This is a genomic window from Citrobacter sp. Cf136, assembly GCF_030333815.1.
Lineage (GTDB): Bacteria > Pseudomonadota > Gammaproteobacteria > Enterobacterales > Enterobacteriaceae > Citrobacter > Citrobacter freundii.
On the sequence record NZ_JAOWFE010000037.1, the window covers coordinates 1 to 15,293 of the forward strand.

15 protein-coding genes and 1 tRNA gene are annotated in these 15,293 nt (G+C 50.0%); 10 read left to right on the forward strand and 6 right to left on the reverse strand.

Features of this window, described 5'->3' with window-relative positions:
* Positions 1-237 precede the first annotated feature (237 nt).
* Positions 238-1,041, forward strand: coding sequence for a 2,5-didehydrogluconate reductase DkgB (gene dkgB / locus OGV98_RS13850; protein ID WP_057101153.1), 804 nt, complete (start codon positions 238-240; stop codon positions 1,039-1,041).
* 21 nt (positions 1,042-1,062) lie between these two features.
* Here the strand turns inward: dkgB and yafC are convergent, their stop codons facing one another.
* The gene (gene yafC, locus OGV98_RS13855) at positions 1,063-1,977 is read right to left on the reverse strand and encodes a DNA-binding transcriptional regulator YafC (protein ID WP_003843865.1); all 915 of its coding nucleotides are present in this window, start codon (positions 1,975-1,977) and stop codon (positions 1,063-1,065) included.
* Between the two features lie 104 nt (positions 1,978-2,081).
* Here yafC and OGV98_RS13860 point away from each other — a divergent pair, with 104 nt between their 5' ends.
* The 3 genes from OGV98_RS13860 to OGV98_RS13870 all read left to right on the forward strand — a co-directional run bounded on the left by OGV98_RS13860 (position 2,082) and on the right by OGV98_RS13870 (position 5,036).
* Positions 2,082-3,257 (forward strand): MFS transporter, encoded by a 1,176-nt coding sequence (locus OGV98_RS13860; RefSeq protein WP_003838907.1) that lies wholly within the window; start codon positions 2,082-2,084, stop codon positions 3,255-3,257.
* A 131-nt stretch (positions 3,258-3,388) separates the two neighbouring features.
* The gene (locus OGV98_RS13865) at positions 3,389-4,189 is read left to right on the forward strand and encodes an endonuclease/exonuclease/phosphatase family protein (RefSeq protein ID WP_003031427.1); all 801 of its coding nucleotides are present in this window, start codon (positions 3,389-3,391) and stop codon (positions 4,187-4,189) included.
* 76 nt (positions 4,190-4,265) lie between these two features.
* On the forward strand, positions 4,266-5,036 hold the full coding sequence (locus OGV98_RS13870) for a class I SAM-dependent methyltransferase (protein ID WP_286551618.1): 771 nt from the start codon (positions 4,266-4,268) through the stop codon (positions 5,034-5,036).
* A 49-nt stretch (positions 5,037-5,085) separates the two neighbouring features.
* Here the strand turns inward: OGV98_RS13870 and mltD are convergent, their stop codons facing one another.
* Positions 5,086-6,444 (reverse strand): murein transglycosylase D, encoded by a 1,359-nt coding sequence (gene mltD, locus OGV98_RS13875; protein ID WP_003031421.1) that lies wholly within the window; start codon positions 6,442-6,444, stop codon positions 5,086-5,088.
* Positions 6,445-6,515: 71 nt separating this feature from the next.
* Positions 6,516-7,271, reverse strand: a complete 756-nt coding sequence (gloB, locus tag OGV98_RS13880) for a hydroxyacylglutathione hydrolase (RefSeq protein WP_049016140.1) — start codon at positions 7,269-7,271, stop codon at positions 6,516-6,518.
* 33 nt (positions 7,272-7,304) lie between these two features.
* Here gloB and OGV98_RS13885 point away from each other — a divergent pair, with 33 nt between their 5' ends.
* Positions 7,305-8,027: a class I SAM-dependent methyltransferase gene (locus tag OGV98_RS13885; protein ID WP_003031413.1), complete on the forward strand. Its 723-nt coding sequence runs from the start codon at positions 7,305-7,307 to the stop codon at positions 8,025-8,027.
* Here the strand turns inward: OGV98_RS13885 and rnhA are convergent.
* Positions 8,024-8,491 carry a ribonuclease HI gene (gene rnhA / locus OGV98_RS13890; protein ID WP_003838896.1) on the reverse strand — a complete coding sequence of 156 codons (468 nt, stop codon included), beginning with the start codon at positions 8,489-8,491 and terminating at the stop codon, positions 8,024-8,026. The two genes, OGV98_RS13885 and rnhA, sit on opposite strands and share 4 nt — an antisense overlap.
* A gap of 64 nt (positions 8,492-8,555) precedes the next feature.
* Between rnhA and dnaQ the strand changes: the two genes are divergently transcribed.
* Both dnaQ and OGV98_RS13900 read left to right on the forward strand, forming a co-directional pair.
* Complete coding sequence (gene dnaQ, locus OGV98_RS13895) at positions 8,556-9,284, forward strand: DNA polymerase III subunit epsilon (RefSeq protein ID WP_003031410.1); 729 nt, start codon at positions 8,556-8,558, stop codon at positions 9,282-9,284.
* Between the two features lie 134 nt (positions 9,285-9,418).
* A tRNA-Asp gene (locus OGV98_RS13900) sits at positions 9,419-9,495 on the forward strand.
* A gap of 156 nt (positions 9,496-9,651) precedes the next feature.
* Here the strand turns inward: OGV98_RS13900 and OGV98_RS13905 are convergent.
* Positions 9,652-10,170 (reverse strand): FidL-like protein, encoded by a 519-nt coding sequence (locus OGV98_RS13905; RefSeq protein WP_003838893.1) that lies wholly within the window; start codon positions 10,168-10,170, stop codon positions 9,652-9,654.
* Position 10,171: 1 nt separating this feature from the next.
* Positions 10,172-10,960 carry a winged helix-turn-helix domain-containing protein gene (locus OGV98_RS13910; protein WP_032948574.1) on the reverse strand — a complete coding sequence of 263 codons (789 nt, stop codon included), beginning with the start codon at positions 10,958-10,960 and terminating at the stop codon, positions 10,172-10,174.
* A gap of 645 nt (positions 10,961-11,605) precedes the next feature.
* Between OGV98_RS13910 and OGV98_RS13915 the strand changes: the two genes are divergently transcribed.
* The 3 genes from OGV98_RS13915 to OGV98_RS13925 all read left to right on the forward strand — a co-directional run bounded on the left by OGV98_RS13915 (position 11,606) and on the right by OGV98_RS13925 (position 15,285).
* The gene (locus OGV98_RS13915) at positions 11,606-12,154 is read left to right on the forward strand and encodes a fimbrial protein (protein ID WP_044714304.1); all 549 of its coding nucleotides are present in this window, start codon (positions 11,606-11,608) and stop codon (positions 12,152-12,154) included.
* Between the two features lie 69 nt (positions 12,155-12,223).
* Entirely contained in the window at positions 12,224-12,772 is a 549-nt protein-coding gene (locus tag OGV98_RS13920; RefSeq protein ID WP_003838886.1) for a fimbrial protein, read from the forward strand.
* A 41-nt stretch (positions 12,773-12,813) separates the two neighbouring features.
* The gene (locus OGV98_RS13925; RefSeq protein ID WP_202580758.1) at positions 12,814-15,285 is read left to right on the forward strand and encodes a fimbria/pilus outer membrane usher protein; all 2,472 of its coding nucleotides are present in this window, start codon (positions 12,814-12,816) and stop codon (positions 15,283-15,285) included.
* Positions 15,286-15,293: the final 8 nt, after the last annotated feature.

Here is a 15,293-nt window from a genome sequence, read left to right on the forward strand (position 1 = left end):
CGGTAGTTCAGTTGGTTAGAATACCTGCCTGTCACGCAGGGGGTCGCGGGTTCGAGTCCCGTCCGTTCCGCCACTTATTAAGAGCCCTGAGCATTAGCTCAGGGCTTTTTCTTTGCCTGCAATTTAATTATTGCTACATCCGCAAAAATCCTCTGCATTTATCACTCTTTTTCTATAAAGAGCTGGAAGTCATAATCCTCTTAGTTGATGAACATAGTGATTAAAAAGAGGAATTCTATGGCTATCCCTGCATTCGGTTTGGGTACTTTCCGCCTGAAAGACGACGTGGTTATCGCTTCTGTTAAAACGGCGCTTGAGCTGGGCTACCGTGCTGTCGACACTGCGCAAATCTATGATAATGAAGCGGCTGTTGGTCAGGCGATTGCCGAAACCGGCGTACCGCGTAACGAACTGTACATCACCACCAAGATCTGGATTGAAAATCTCAGCAAAGAAAAACTGATCCCAAGTCTGAAAGAAAGCCTGAAGAAACTGCGTACAGATTATGTTGATTTGGTGCTGATCCACTGGCCATCTCCAGGAGATGCTGTATCTGTTGAGGAATTCATGTTGGCGCTGCTCGAAGCAAAACAGCAGGGACTGACTCGTGAAATTGGTATCTCAAACTTCACCATTGCGCTGATGGAAAAAGCCATTGCCGCAGTAGGCGCAGACAATATTGCGACCAACCAGATTGAGCTTTCTCCGTATCTTCAGAGCCGTAAGGTGGTTGACTGGGCGAAAGCACACGGTATCCACATCACCTCTTACATGACGCTGGCTTACGGTAACGCGCTGAAAGATGAAGTGATTACGCACATTGCCGCTAAACATAACGCGACCCCGGCGCAGGTTATTCTGGCATGGGCAATGGGGGAAGGTTACTCCGTAATTCCTTCTTCTACCAAACGTGAAAACCTGGCAAGCAACCTGCTGGCGCTGGAACTGCATCTGGATGCCGAAGATAAAAAAATGATCGCGGCACTGGACTGCAACGATCGTCTGGTCAGCCCGGAAGGTCTGGCTCCTGCCTGGGATTAATTGCCCGAGCCTGTGTATCCCTTACCCCTCTTTTACAGCTCCTTCGGGAGCTGTTCTTATATATTCACTTAAAAAGTCTATAAATGCACGAATACGTGTACTGACCGCACGATCGCTGTAGTAAACGGCGCTGAAAGGCATTTTTACCGGCAGACGTTTATCGGCCAGCAGTTCCACTAGCTCTCCCTGCGCGATCTCTTTATCTATCATATAATCTGAAAGACAGGCGATGCCGTTGCCGTTCAGGCAAAGCTGTTTTAGCGTTTCCCCACTGTTGGAAGAAATTCCACACTCGACCTCATGCAGCTGTCCGTCGCTACAGGCAATTGGCCAGGTATTGAGCGAAACCGGTTCGGAAAACCCCAGACACAGATGCTGTTTTAACTCCTCGACGGTCTCTGGTCTACCAAAACGAGCAATGTACTCCGGTGAGGCAATAATCTTGCGATAGCTGGTAAATAACGGACGCGCACGTAGACTCGAGTCAGTCAGTGTACCCGCTCGTATAGCAACATCCACTTTTCGTTCAATAAGATTGATGAATGTTTCCGAGGAGACGAGAGACAACGTCATCTCGGGATACCGCTCCCGGAACGGTTTGATTAGCGGCATCAGGAAATGCAACATCACCGGTGTTGCTGCGTCGATGCGCAGCAGGCCGCGCGGAGTATTACGCGACTCCATGATTTCCGTTTCTGCTGCAGCCATCTCTTGCAGTATCTGCTGCACCCGCCTGAAGTAGCGCTCTCCTTCCTCAGTGAGACTTAGCTGTCGGGTCGTTCGATTAAGCAAACTGACGCCCAGTTTCATCTCCAGCTTTTTTACTGCCCGACTGACCGCGGAATTGGCTTGTCCAAGCTGTTCTGCCGCCCGGCTAAAGCTGCCGCTTTCCACTACCGCTACAAAAATCGCAAGTTCTTCAGAGGTTGCTTTCATTTTTGCACCTGACGCAAAATTATATTGAGATTTTGAATATTTTTGTCATTAAAACATCCAGGCATACTGCGTGTCATCTGATTACTGATGTTACGGAGTTATTTATGCCTCTCGCTTTATTTGCACTAACAATTAGTGCCTTCGCTATAGGCACTACTGAGTTTGTGATTGTTGGTCTGGTGCCGACCATCGCTCAACAACTGGCGATCTCGTTACCTTCCGCCGGGATGCTGGTTTCCATCTATGCGCTGGGTGTGGCGATTGGCGCACCGGTACTGACCGCTTTGACCGGACGCCTGCCACGTAAACAGTTACTGGTTGCGCTGATGGTTCTGTTTACGGCGGGGAATTTGCTGGCATGGCAGGCTCCCGGGTATATGACACTCATTGTCGCTCGTCTGCTGACTGGGCTGGCACACGGCGTATTCTTCTCGATAGGTTCTACCATCGCGACAAGTCTGGTGCCAAAAGAGAAAGCGGCCTCCGCCATCGCTATTATGTTTGGTGGCTTAACGGTGGCGCTGGTAACCGGCGTGCCGCTGGGTACGTTTATTGGTCAACACTTTGGCTGGCGCGAGACTTTCCTTGCGGTATCAATGTTAGGCGTGATTGCACTGATCAGTAGCCAGTTGTTGATCCCCGCCAATATTCCCGGTCGTGCAGCCGCCAGCATTCGCGACCAGGTGAAGGTGCTGACTCATCCCCGTCTGCTGCTGATTTATGCCGTTACGGCACTGGGCTACGGCGGTGTATTCACGGCATTCACCTTCCTGGCACCGATGATGCAGGATCTGGCGGGATTCTCTCCGGCAGCAGTAAGCTGGATCTTACTGGGTTACGGTGTTTCAGTGGCTATCGGTAATATCTGGGGTGGTAAGCTGGCGGATAAGCATGGTGCCGTTCCTGCGCTGAAATTCATTTTCGCCGCGTTGTTTGTTCTGTTGATGGTTTTCCAACTGACGGCTTCTACGCAGTATGCCGCGCTGGCTACCATCCTGGTAATGGGGATCTTTGCCTTTGGTAACGTACCGGGGTTGCAGGTCTACGTGGTACAGAAAGCGGAACAATTTACGCCTAATGCTGTAGATGTGGCGTCAGGGTTGAACATTGCGGCGTTTAACATTGGCATTGCACTGGGTTCAGTGATTGGTGGACAAACGGTCGAGCATTATGGTCTGGCGCAGACGCCGTGGATTGGCGCACTTATTGTCCTGGTTGCTTTCCTGCTGATGGGACTCAGCGGTCGTCTTGATAAGCCCGCGCGCGTTGCTTTGGGGTAAATCATTGATGTAAGCGCCCACTTACAAAACAAACTGCAATTGTTCGTTGAAAGTGAGTGCTAAAATCCCTATAACAGAAGAACCAGTCCGGCTGCGGACTGGTTGACGTTACAGAGGTTTGAAAGTCTAAAGTGCGAAAAAACACCTATGCCATGCGTTATGTTGCCGGACAACCCGCCGAGCGGATTTTACCGCCGGGGTCGTTTGCGCATATTGGCCAGGCATTACCCGCAGGCGTTCCGTTAAGCAGTGAAGATCGCATTCGCGTGCTGGTATGGAATATTTTTAAACAGCAGCGCGCAGAATGGCAGTCGGTGCTGAAGAATTTTGGCAAAGATGCGCATCTGGTGTTATTGCAGGAAGCACAAACCACGCCAGAACTGGTGCAGTTTGCGACCGCTAACTATCTTGCTGCTGATCAGGTTCCGGCCTTTGTGCTGCCTCAGCATCCCTCTGGCGTCATGACGCTCTCTGCTGCTCATCCTGTTTACTGCTGTCCATTGCGCGAGCGTGAGCCTATTTTACGGCTGGCGAAATCGGCGCTGGTGACGGTGTACCCGTTGCCTGACACTCGGCTGTTAATGGTGGTGAATATCCACGCGGTTAACTTTAGCCTTGGCGTTGATGTCTATAGTAAGCAGTTACTTCCCATTGGCGATCAGATTGCTCATCACAGCGGTCCGGTGATCATGGCCGGCGATTTTAATGCCTGGAGCCGTCGACGGATGAATGCGCTGTACCGCTTTGCGCGTGAAATGTCGCTGCGCCAGGTTCGCTTTACTGACGATCAGCGCCGCCGTGCGTTTGGTCGCCCTCTCGATTTTGTGTTCTATCGCGGTCTGAACGTGAGTGAAGCCTCTGTGCTGGTCACCCGCGCATCCGATCACAACCCGCTACTCGTTGAATTCAGTCCCGGCAAACCTGAACAATAACGGTGTGTCAGGTCTGCCATAGGGCAGGCCTGTGATGGTTGCCCTTCATATTTCTCAACAACCGAAGGACAACACAATGACAACACGCTCTCACCATGACAACGTCGAAAAACAGTTTGGCTCTCAGGCTAATGCCTATTTAACCAGTACGGTGCACGCCTCTGGCCGTGACTTGCAACGTCTGGGGGAAAGGTTGTCGGCATTTCCACAGGCTCGCGTATTGGATATGGGATGCGGAGCAGGGCACGCCAGCTTTGTGGCCGCGCAACACGTAAAGCAGGTCATGGCTTATGATTTATCGTCGCAGATGCTTGAAGTGGTTGCTAAGGCGGCAAAAGACCGAGGTCAGGATAATATCGTCACACGGCAGGGGTATGCTGAAAGCCTGCCATTTGAAGATAACGTATTTGATGTGGTGATTAGCCGCTATTCCGCGCATCACTGGCATGATGTCGGGCGCGCGCTGCGGGAAGTGAACCGCGTTCTGAAGCCCGGTGGTGTACTGATTGTGATGGATGTGATGTCGCCTGGCCACCCAGTACGTGATATCTGGTTGCAAACCGTGGAGGCGTTACGCGATACCTCACACGTACGCAACTATTCCAGCGGAGAGTGGTTGTCGTTAATCAATGACGCCAATCTGATTGCCGATACCTTGTTAACCGATCGTCTGGCGCTGGAATTCAGTTCGTGGGTGGCGCGGATGCGTACGCCTGCAGCGTTGAGCGACGCGATTCGTGCCTACCAACAAAGTGCTTCTGCACAAGTGAAAGACTACTTTGCGTTACAGGAAGATGGTTCGTTTACCAGCGACACGATAATGGTTGAGGCACATAAAGCGGGATAAATAAAAAAGGCACTGGGGGGAAACCAGTGCCTTCATTTCTACAATGCTATCAGGAGTCCGGCATGTCGTTGTTTTTCACAAACAACGTTAGCTGATCGCCTGGCTGTAGATTATTCGTATCGCTGTTCCAGCGCATCACATCCTTGATGTTAACCCCGTGGCGTTTGGCAATACTCGAGAGCGAGTCGCCTTTACGCACACGATAGGTGATGCTATCGCTGTTGTTCGCCAGTCGCTGTGCGCTGCTACCAGCGCCCACCGTCAGATTCTGGCCTACTTTCAGCGACGACCCGCGCAGATTATTCCACTGCTTAAGGTCATTGATGCTCACGCCAAGACGTGAAGCGACGCCAGAAAGCGTATCGCCAGAGCGAACTTTGTAGCTACGGCTGTTCAGCGGCGTGTTATCCGCGACCAGCGTTGACTGCACGGCTGCAATTTCGCCTGAAGCCAGAGACTCACGCAGCTTCTCTGCATGCTTCTTTGGCACCATCACATATTGCGGGCCGCTGGCACCCAACGTGGAACCTTTCACGCCTGCATTGAAGGTCTTCAGCTTGCTGACGGAAATACCCGCCATATCGGCAACCTGAGCCATCTCAACCGGGCTACTCAGGCGAACACGTGCCAACGCGCGGCTTTCGTCTGTTGTTGGCAGACGTACGCCATAGCGTTTGCTGTTTTTGAGTATATCGCTCAATGCCAGCATTTTGGGCACGTATAGCTTCGTTTCCTGAGGCAATGGCAACGACCAGAAGTCAGTGGGTTTACCACGAGCTTTGTTCGTTTTGATTGCCTTCATGACACGACCTTCACCGCTATTATAAGCAGCAACGGTCAGCAGCCAGTCGCCATCAAACATCTTGTTCAGACGCTGCATCATGTCCAGCGCGGCGGTGGTGGAAGCCACAACGTCGCGACGTGCATCATAACTGCGGGTCTGTTTTAAACCATAATTGCGCCCCGTGCTCGGAATGATCTGCCAAATACCTGCGGCATTGGCGCCAGACGTTGCGTGAGGATCAAAAGCGCTCTCCACTATGGGTAGTAGTACCAGTTCCATAGGCATGTTACGTTTCTTAACCTGCCCGGCAATCCAGTACATATACGGCTCTGCCCGTAAAGTTACATCGTGGAGATAGCTCTTATTGCGTAAATACTTCTGTTTCTGTTCGCGAATCCGGCTGTTTTCCGGAATTCCCATCTTTAGCTCGTCACCAATGAAAGCCCACAAATCTTGATCAGCAGCGATAGATGTTCCGTCGTCCATCCATCGCGCCTGACTTGTAAACTTTCCTGCTTCCCCTTGACCAGCTGCAGAAAGGCTCTGTGCGTGTTGTTGGACGTTACCAGTATTCTGGCACCCAACAAGCAGGACAGAGGCGAGTAATATCGCTTTTGCCTTCATGTGTGTGTCAATAGTTGCTTAAAAGACGACCGATCATAACGGCGAAGTTTTCAAAAGGCAACCCGGAATTGTCAGAACGTATCTTTCTTTGACCTTAACCAGGCAAAACGCTCCTCAGGTTGTTGCAATATTGTTTCTTTGTTAATTTCATTAATTAAATCAATATCTTCCGTTCTTAAAAAAAGATTATTTCGCCGCTCATTTTTCAGAATTACGGGTAGTGTCATTTGTTTTTTTACGCGTAACTCATTAACTTTACGATAATATTCATTTATGAACGAATCGTGCGGGAGAATGCTTAAGGAAAACTTCATGTTTGCTAATGTGTACTCATGTGCGCAACAAATTAATGTATCGTCAGGAAGGGCGTTGATTTTTTTAAGTGATTGATACATTTGGGTTGCGGTGCCTTCGAAAAGTCGACCGCAACCGCCAGAAAAGAGTGTGTCACCACAAAATAAGTAAGGATGGCTAAAGTAACAGATATGTCCTAAAGTGTGACCCGGAGTAGCAATTACCCTAAATTCATGCCCCAAAACGAGTGCAATATCGCCATCTTCGACTATGTGTGTCGTTCCCTTATCTTGCGTTTCAGCCGGTCCGTATACCACTATTTGTGGGAAATGCTGCAGAAGTTCTTTCACTCCGCCCACGTGATCCTGATGATGATGGGTTAGCAGAATGGCTTCAGGCACCCAGTTATGCTCTGCAATGGCTTTCAAAACAGGAGCCGCTTCACCCGGGTCCACAATCAGACAATGCTGGTCATTATTTGACAAGACCCAGATGTAATTGTCCTGAAATGCAGGAATACTGTTAAGATTCATATATTACCTCTCAATGCGTAACGGAAGGTTGTGATGAAACCGGCAAGGATCCCTCAAACTGTCGTAGCGCCCGTTAGCTGGGATGATCTACCCTGGGGCGAACACTATCGTGAGGCGCTGGAGTATCAGCTTAACCCGTGGTTCGCAAAAATGTACGGTTTTCATCTGCTTAAGGTTGGTAATTTAAGCGCAGAAATCGATTCCGAAGCGTGCGCGGTTTCTCATCAGGTAAATGTTTCTTTGCAGGGTTCTCCCATGCAGGTGACGGCCGATCCTTTGCATCTTCCCTTTGCCGATAAGTCCGTGGATGTCTGTTTATTGGCCCATACGTTACCGTGGTGTTCTGATCCGCATCGCCTACTGCGTGAAGCCGATCGCGTGTTGATTGATGACGGTTGGTTGATTTTGAGCGGCTTTAACCCGGTAAGCCTGATGGGTTTGCGTAAACTGGTGCCCGTATTGCGTAAGACATCGCCCTATAACAGTCGGATGTTTACCCTCATGCGTCAATTGGACTGGCTATCATTACTGAATTTTGAAGTGCTGCACTATAGTCGTTTTCATGTTCTGCCCTGGAATAAGAAGGGCGGGAAAATGTTAAGCACCCATATCCCCGCGCTGGGCTGTTTACAGCTGGTGGTTGCGCGCAAGCGAACCATTCCGCTTACACTCAACCCAATGAAACAAAATAAAAGCAAAACGCCTATCCGTCATGCCGTTGGCGCGACCCGGCAATACCGTAAACCGGACGCTTAAGCCTCAGTCTGATACCCAATATCATCCTGAGTCGGGCTCATGGCCGCGGTGCGCGCAAGCTCATCGCAGCGTTCGTTTTCCGGATGGCCCGCATGGCCTTTAACCCATTCCCATTTGATTTGATGAGGGCCTAAAGCGGCATCGAGACGCTTCCACAGATCGACGTTCTTCACTGGTTTTTTATCTGCTGTTTTCCAGCCACGCTTCTTCCAGTTGTGGATCCACTGCGTAATGCCCTGGCGCACATACTGGCTGTCCGTGCTGAGTATCACTTCACACTGTTCTTTCAGGGCTTCCAGCGCAACGATTGCTGCCATCAGCTCCATGCGATTATTAGTTGTAAGGTTGTAGCCTTCGCTAAAGGTTTTTTCGCGCCCGCGATAGCGTAAAATCGCCCCATAACCACCCGGTCCGGGATTTCCCAGGCAAGAACCATCGGTGAAAATTTCTACCTGTTTAAGCATCTCTGGTAGACTTCCTGTTTTAGCAAATCGAAATCAAACGATAAGTCTGACATAAATGACCGTTATGAGCACTGGAATTACACGACAGATCGTCCTCGATACCGAAACCACCGGTATGAACCAGATTGGCGCCCACTATGAAGGCCACAAGATCATTGAGATCGGTGCGGTTGAAGTGGTGAACCGCCGCCTGACCGGCAATAACTTCCATGTTTACCTGAAGCCGGATCGGCTGGTGGACCCGGAAGCGTTCGGCGTACACGGAATCGCAGACGAATTCCTGCTTGATAAACCCACGTTTGCTGATGTAGCCGACGAATTTCTCGACTACATTCGCGGCGCGGAGCTGGTCATCCATAACGCATCGTTCGATATCGGTTTTATGGATTACGAATTCGCGAAGCTCAAGCGGGACATTCCGAAGACGAACGAATTCTGCAAAATAACCGATAGCCTGGCGCTGGCGAGGAAAATGTTTCCTGGCAAGCGAAACAGCCTTGATGCGTTGTGCTCGCGCTATGAGATAGACAACAGTAAACGAACCCTGCACGGCGCATTGCTTGATGCCCAGATTCTGGCCGACGTTTATCTGATGATGACCGGCGGGCAGACCACGATGGCGTTCTCAATGGAAGGCGACAGCCAGCAGAGGAATGACACGGGGATCCAGCGTATTGTGCGCCAGTCCAGCAAACTACGTGTTGTTTTCGCCACTGATGAAGAGTTAGCGGCCCATGAGTCACGCCTTGACCTGGTGCAGAAGAAAGGCGGAAGTTGCCTCTGGCGGGCATAGTTTGTACATTTACCGTATGAAAATGGCCATTCGGGTGATTTTTGCAGCAAACGATTAAAAAACGTGAGAAAAAGCGTTGACGAGGTGCGAGGCAATCCGTAATATTCGCTTCGTTCCCAAGCGGAACACAACGCGGAGTGGTAGTTCAGTTGGTTAGAATACCTGCCTGTCACGCAGGGGGTCGCGGGTTCGAGTCCCGTCCATTCCGCCACTATTCAGAAAGCCTGAATCAGAAATGATTCAGGCTTTCGTCGTTTTAACCCACCAAAAATAATAATCTCATTCTCACGTTCTATCGACCGCGCCCGTGCTTTCGGGTGGGCAACACATCAGGTCATCCTTAACCCGACGCATATCCAGAAGGCGATTAACTCGCGAAGTGATTCATCACGCAGGCGAAGCGGGGTGAAAAGTTATCGCCAATAAGAACCGTTTCCTCATTCAGGTGCTTTAGCATATACAGCTTGTCGGCACGTTCGTAAGCGTCAAAGAAAAGATAATCTATAGCATCCGTTGCTTCATCATCCGGGGATTTTTCGCGTCCGTCGGGGGTGAGCATAAAAACGCCGGCGGTATGGCCGAGTGGTCGGGCATAGCGAAAGAACAGTTTTCGGTTAACAGCAAACTCGCCATCATCACTTTTGAGTTTCCCTTGTACTGACAATGAGAGGTGTCCAGAGTTGTAGCTGGTGATCAGCATTATTCCGTGGAGTTCCTTTTTGGTGTTTTGGATGTCGAGTATCGACGTGAATTCCGAGGAACAGGAAAAACTGATTTCTTGTTTTTTCGCATTCCCGGCGATAATAAAAAAAGCGATAGTCGCCAGCCCAAAAATGGCAATCACGACTGACCATAGTAAAGGAGAGTGATCGCTTTCCTGCTTCATATCATTCCTCATGATGGCGATACTGGCTGATGCAATGGTAATAGCCGAGGTTTAGCCCACATTCAGCGGCAAACGACCACTCAACCAGATTATGGTTGCTCGCCCAGGTATTGAGATACAGATCTTTTGGATACGAACAGTTAGGGTTAATACCCACGGACTTGAAAATATCCAGCGCTTTTTTTTCGGTAATGGTGTCGGTGAGGGCGTTTCCTAATATATGCACTCGGCATTGCTCGTAGTCGATAGTCCGCAGGATCGCTGCGTCCGTCATAGCGATTTTATTGGGTATCCATGTTAACCACGCTGTCGCCAGCACGGCGATGCCGGTAATTAACGTTGTTATCATGACAGGCCACAGGTTTCGTTTCTTTTTCCTGGGCATCAATGCAACATTGGCTATTCTGGTGGGTGCTTGTGCTTCCTCCAGTTGCTGAATATTGATACTGGCGTCGCCCATCCGAAATCCTATTCGCGGAATGGTGACGATCAGTTCTGCAGGATGGCCCGTAGACGTTATTGCTTTGCGCAGAAATGAAATGTGCTGATTGAGATTAGCATCCGTCGCTCTGGCGCCATTATGCTGGAAAACATTCTGCAGAATTTCATCGCGCGAGGATATCTCTTTACCATTTTGCAACAGATAGAGCAGTAATTGTGTTGCCACATTATTCAATGTGGCCATTTCACCAGACGCCAGGTCTTTTAGGGTATTTTTATGTGGTCTGAAAACTAAGCCATCACCAATAATTACGGATTTGATTTTGTTTATTGGTATATGAGAAATCACTGATGTCTCCTTTAAAGCAGGATATCTCGCATTCGAGTGGGGGAAGCAATAGCATAACATAATTCATTTATAAAAAATGATTGTACTATAGAACTCTTTATTAATATTTATATAACAATCTTTTAATATATCTAATAGAATCCTCCTATGTCCTTCCTCTCTTTCACTATCTTATTGTCATTACTCGCTTTTGATACCTAATTTCATTTTTACAAAACTTTCATAAATACATTTTGCCTGTTCTTCTGGCTAAATAAAAAAATATTTGATAGATAAAAACTCTATAAAAATTATAAATAATAGCAATTAACACTGGGTGTGGTGTGTTTTTTGGCTGTTTTTTAGGTAAACGATCGCTCGACAGACAGTGTTACAACACGATTCCCTGAGTTTGATTAATACCGGATTTTTGCATTGTGTCATTTTTTCGTCGACTTAATATAAGTCCCGAAACAGCGTAAACACCTGTGGACGGTATTTCGGATGGAATACCAATGAAGTTCAAAATACGGGGTGGCTTGAGATGGATTGTTTGCAAGGATATGCACTACCGCCACCTGCAGATCAGGATTTCCCTTGCATTGATTGTCTGCGGAAATAGATCGTCGGAATAACCAAAAAAAAGATATAAGGTTAAGTAGTAATATGAAAATGAAAAACGTGGCTGTGGCCTGTGCGCTGATGGCGGGAATGACTTTTACTGCATCTTCTGCTTATGCTGCAAAAAATGTTGAACCGACTAACGGTAAAATTCACTTCACTGGTTCTCTGGTTAATTCCGCATGCGGTCTGGCCCCAGAATCCAGCCCGGTGCAGGTAAATTTTGGTGAAATCCCAACCTCTCAGTTAAAAGACAACCAACGTGCAGGCGTTAAGCATGCCAAAATCGTGCTGCAGGGCTGTGATACGACCGTCGCGAAAACGGCTACTGTGACCTATACCCCGGCAACAATTGATTCAGATAACAACGCGCTGGCCGCGTTCACCTCGGGTACTGCAAAGGGTGCGGGCATCGGTATGGTTGACAGCGGCAACCAGGACGTGGAATGGGGCAAAGCGGCCTCTCAGGTCAACATTACCGATGGCGAAACCGACATTGATTTCGTCGCTTACCTGCAGGCAAACAACGCATCTGCAGCGGTAACTCCGGGTGATTTCGAATCTACCGTTAATTTCCAGATCGACTACCAGTAACGATCTGCAGCAGGCGCAATTATGCGCCTGCCTAACCCTTCCTGCGAATAACTGAAAGGAAATGCGGTGATGCCTGGATGGCGTATTTTACTGCTTTTTATCTTTATATCGCCTGCATGGGTTTTGGCTGACACTCATCGTCTTGTCAGTACGCCCGGCAAAATGCGCATGCGGGGAAATATTATTGAAGCTGCCTGTTATGTCGATCCGCGCGACCGGTCGCTACTGGTTGAATTTGATGACCTCTCAGCCAGAGATATTTCCGGTAAACCTGAAAAAGTATCTGCGCATGATTTCAGCATTCATTTGCTGGGATGTTCCCTTGGGGATTCTCAACATCCGGGGAGTCTGTTTCAACGCGCCAATATTACCTTTTCCGGCGCACCCGATAGTGACAATCCTGATTATCTGAGCGTGCAATCGGAAACTGAAAATTTAGCGATAGAAATATATGACGGCAAAGGACAGCAAATTCATCTGGGTGAGCCATCACCGGACTATGCGCTTAACCCAGGGAAAAACACGCTCAATTTTACGGCTTATTTGATCTCCCGTGACGGAAGAATGACATCCGGCGAATTTACTGCGGTCACGCATTTTGTTGTGAATTATCTCTGAGCTGCACTGCAATTCGGGTATCTGAAGGTTTGCGAACGAAAATGATCACGCTGAAAACAGATAAAAAACGTCTGGCGCTTTTTATTGCTCTGGTCTGTGCCTCTTCATTTGTTGAAGCGGATGAGGCCATTGAATTTAATACCGACGTACTGGATGCCAGCGACAGGCACAATGTCGATTTGCAGCGTTTTTCCGAAGGCAACTTTGTGACTCCCGGAGAATATCTGCTGGATGTTCGTATTAACAGCCAGGAGATCCCTCAGCAGTCGATTCGTTATATCGTCGACCCTGCCAACCCGCATAAATCCATGGCCTGTCTGACGCCACAACAACTTGAATTACTGGCGCTCAAAGAAGAGGCGCTGACCTATATTCACCCGATCAGCGCGGCCTGCTATGACATTTCCCGCCTGCCGGGTGTGGTGCTGAATAATAGCGCCGGCGTACTGGACATTACCGTGCCTCAGGCATGGATGAAATATACCGATCCAGACTGGACGCCGCCGGAGCGTTGGGATAACGGTGTCGCAGGGCTAATTTTTGACTACAGCGTTTCAGGCCAGGCCACACATTACGAGCAGGGCGGCGATCGTTATCGCTCTCTGTCTGGCTATGGGCAGACTGGCTTTAACCTCGGCGCGTGGCGTTTTCGTGGCCAGTACCAAGCCAATTACGCTTCGGATGAGAACCGAGGGCGAATCGATTGGGATCAGATCTATGCCTATCGCCCGTTACCGATGCAGGCGGCAAAACTGACGCTCGGCGAAATCTACCTGAATTCTCAGGTTTTTGATTCGGTACGTTTCACCGGGGCGAACCTCGCCAGCGACGAACGCATGCTGCCGCCGAATTTGCAGGGCTACGCGCCCGAAGTACATGGCATCGCGCGCAGCAATGCGAAGGTCACTGTCAGTCAGCAGGGGCGTGTTATCTATCAAACCACCGTTCCTGCGGGGCCATTTAATATTCAGGATCTGCACGGCTCGGTACGCGGCACGCTGGATGTTCGCGTCGAAGAGCAGGATGGCAGTGTACAAACCTTTCAGGTCAATACGGCCGATATTCCTTACCTGACGCGCCCGGGCTATGTTCGATACAACGCCGCGGTCGGTAAGCCATCGCGTTATAACCACGACGTCCAGGGGCCTGCGTTTTATAGCGGTGATTTTTCCTGGGGGGTCAGCAATGCGTGGTCGCTGTATGGCGGCGCGTTGCTCACTGGCGATCGTTATAACGCCTGGTCGATGGGGATTGGGCGGGATTTGAGCTGGCTGGGTGCGCTGTCGGCTGACGCGACGCAATCCGTGAGTCGGGTGAAGCATCAGGCTGAACAAAAAGGGATGTCCTTTAAGCTCAGCTATGCCAAAACCTTTGATGAGTACAACAGCGCCATCACCTTTGCTGGTTACCGCTTTTCACAGCGTAACTTCCGCACCTTCTCGCAGTTCCTTGACGAGCAGTATGAAAATAACAACAGCGCCGGCAACGAAAAAGAGATGTACACCATCACCGGTAACAAGACCTTTTTTGCTGACGACCCGCAATTAGCGACCACGCTGTACCTGACCTATACCCACCAGAATTACTGGGATCGTGGCTCTCAGGATCGTTACGGGTTGTCGATGGGGCACAGCTTTTCGTTCGCAGGCATTCAGGGGATCAGCGCCAACCTTGCTGCTTACCGCTCTGAGTATCAGGGCAAACGGGACGACAGCCTTTCGCTGTCCATTTCTGTGCCATGGAGCGATGGCCGCTCCATGGATTATGAAGTGCAAAACAGCGGCAACCAGACCAGTCAGATGGTTTCGTATTCCGATAACCGCGACCGTAACAATCCATGGCGACTGCGCGCAGGGGTTTCCGGTGAAGGGCACACCGTGTTTGATGGTTACTACAAGCATCGCAGCATGATGGCTGAGCTTGAGTCTAACGTCAGCTGGCAGCAATCACGTTATTTCTCCGTTGGCGGCACGATGCGCGGCGGCTTTACCGCAACGCGTCACGGCGCGGCGCTGCATAACAGCCAGGCGTCAATGAATACCGCCAGGGTGATGGTTGATACCGACGGTGTGGCGAATGTACCGCTGAACGGTGAACAGGCGCACTCAAACCGTTTCGGTATTGCCGTCGTACCGGACGTCGTCAGCTATCACAGCTTTGATACCCGTATCGATGTGGACGCAATGGACGAGGATATTTCCGCGACCAAAGCCATCGTCACCAACACCCTGACGGAAGGCGCGATTGGTTATCAGCGCTTCGTCTTGGCGCAGGGGCAAAAAATGATGGCGCTGCTGCGCCTGAAGGATGGCTCTGTACCGCCGTTTGGTGCCGAAGTGTTTAACGCCAACGGTGTCAGCGTCGCCATGGTGATGGAAAACGGCATGGCCTGGATTGCGGGTGTGAATCCAGCTGAGCGTCTTTCTGTTGCCTGGGGCGGTCGTGCTCAGTGTCACTTACAGGTGCCGCAACAAATCAACCCGGAAGGTAACGTGCTGTTGCCTTGTGAATAATTTCAATA

Bases quoted from the DNA above. Each gene is read 5' to 3' on its own strand.
- dnaQ (WP_003031410.1), top strand. From the start codon at position 8,556: ATGAGCACTGGAATTACACGACAGATCGTCCTCGATACCGAAACCACC.
- OGV98_RS13925 (WP_202580758.1), top strand. From the start codon at position 12,814: ATGATCACGCTGAAAACAGATAAAAAACGTCTGGCGCTTTTTATTGCT.
- OGV98_RS13915 (WP_044714304.1), top strand. From the start codon at position 11,606: ATGAAAATGAAAAACGTGGCTGTGGCCTGTGCGCTGATGGCGGGAATG.
- dkgB (WP_057101153.1), top strand. From the start codon at position 238: ATGGCTATCCCTGCATTCGGTTTGGGTACTTTCCGCCTGAAAGACGAC.
- OGV98_RS13885 (WP_003031413.1), top strand. From the start codon at position 7,305: ATGAAACCGGCAAGGATCCCTCAAACTGTCGTAGCGCCCGTTAGCTGG.
- OGV98_RS13870 (WP_286551618.1), top strand. From the start codon at position 4,266: ATGACAACACGCTCTCACCATGACAACGTCGAAAAACAGTTTGGCTCT.
- rnhA (WP_003838896.1), bottom strand. From the start codon at position 8,491: ATGCTTAAACAGGTAGAAATTTTCACCGATGGTTCTTGCCTGGGAAAT.
- OGV98_RS13860 (WP_003838907.1), top strand. From the start codon at position 2,082: ATGCCTCTCGCTTTATTTGCACTAACAATTAGTGCCTTCGCTATAGGC.
- gloB (WP_049016140.1), bottom strand. From the start codon at position 7,271: ATGAATCTTAACAGTATTCCTGCATTTCAGGACAATTACATCTGGGTC.
- mltD (WP_003031421.1), bottom strand. From the start codon at position 6,444: ATGAAGGCAAAAGCGATATTACTCGCCTCTGTCCTGCTTGTTGGGTGC.
- yafC (WP_003843865.1), bottom strand. From the start codon at position 1,977: ATGAAAGCAACCTCTGAAGAACTTGCGATTTTTGTAGCGGTAGTGGAA.
- OGV98_RS13920 (WP_003838886.1), top strand. From the start codon at position 12,224: ATGCCTGGATGGCGTATTTTACTGCTTTTTATCTTTATATCGCCTGCA.
- OGV98_RS13905 (WP_003838893.1), bottom strand. From the start codon at position 10,170: ATGAAGCAGGAAAGCGATCACTCTCCTTTACTATGGTCAGTCGTGATT.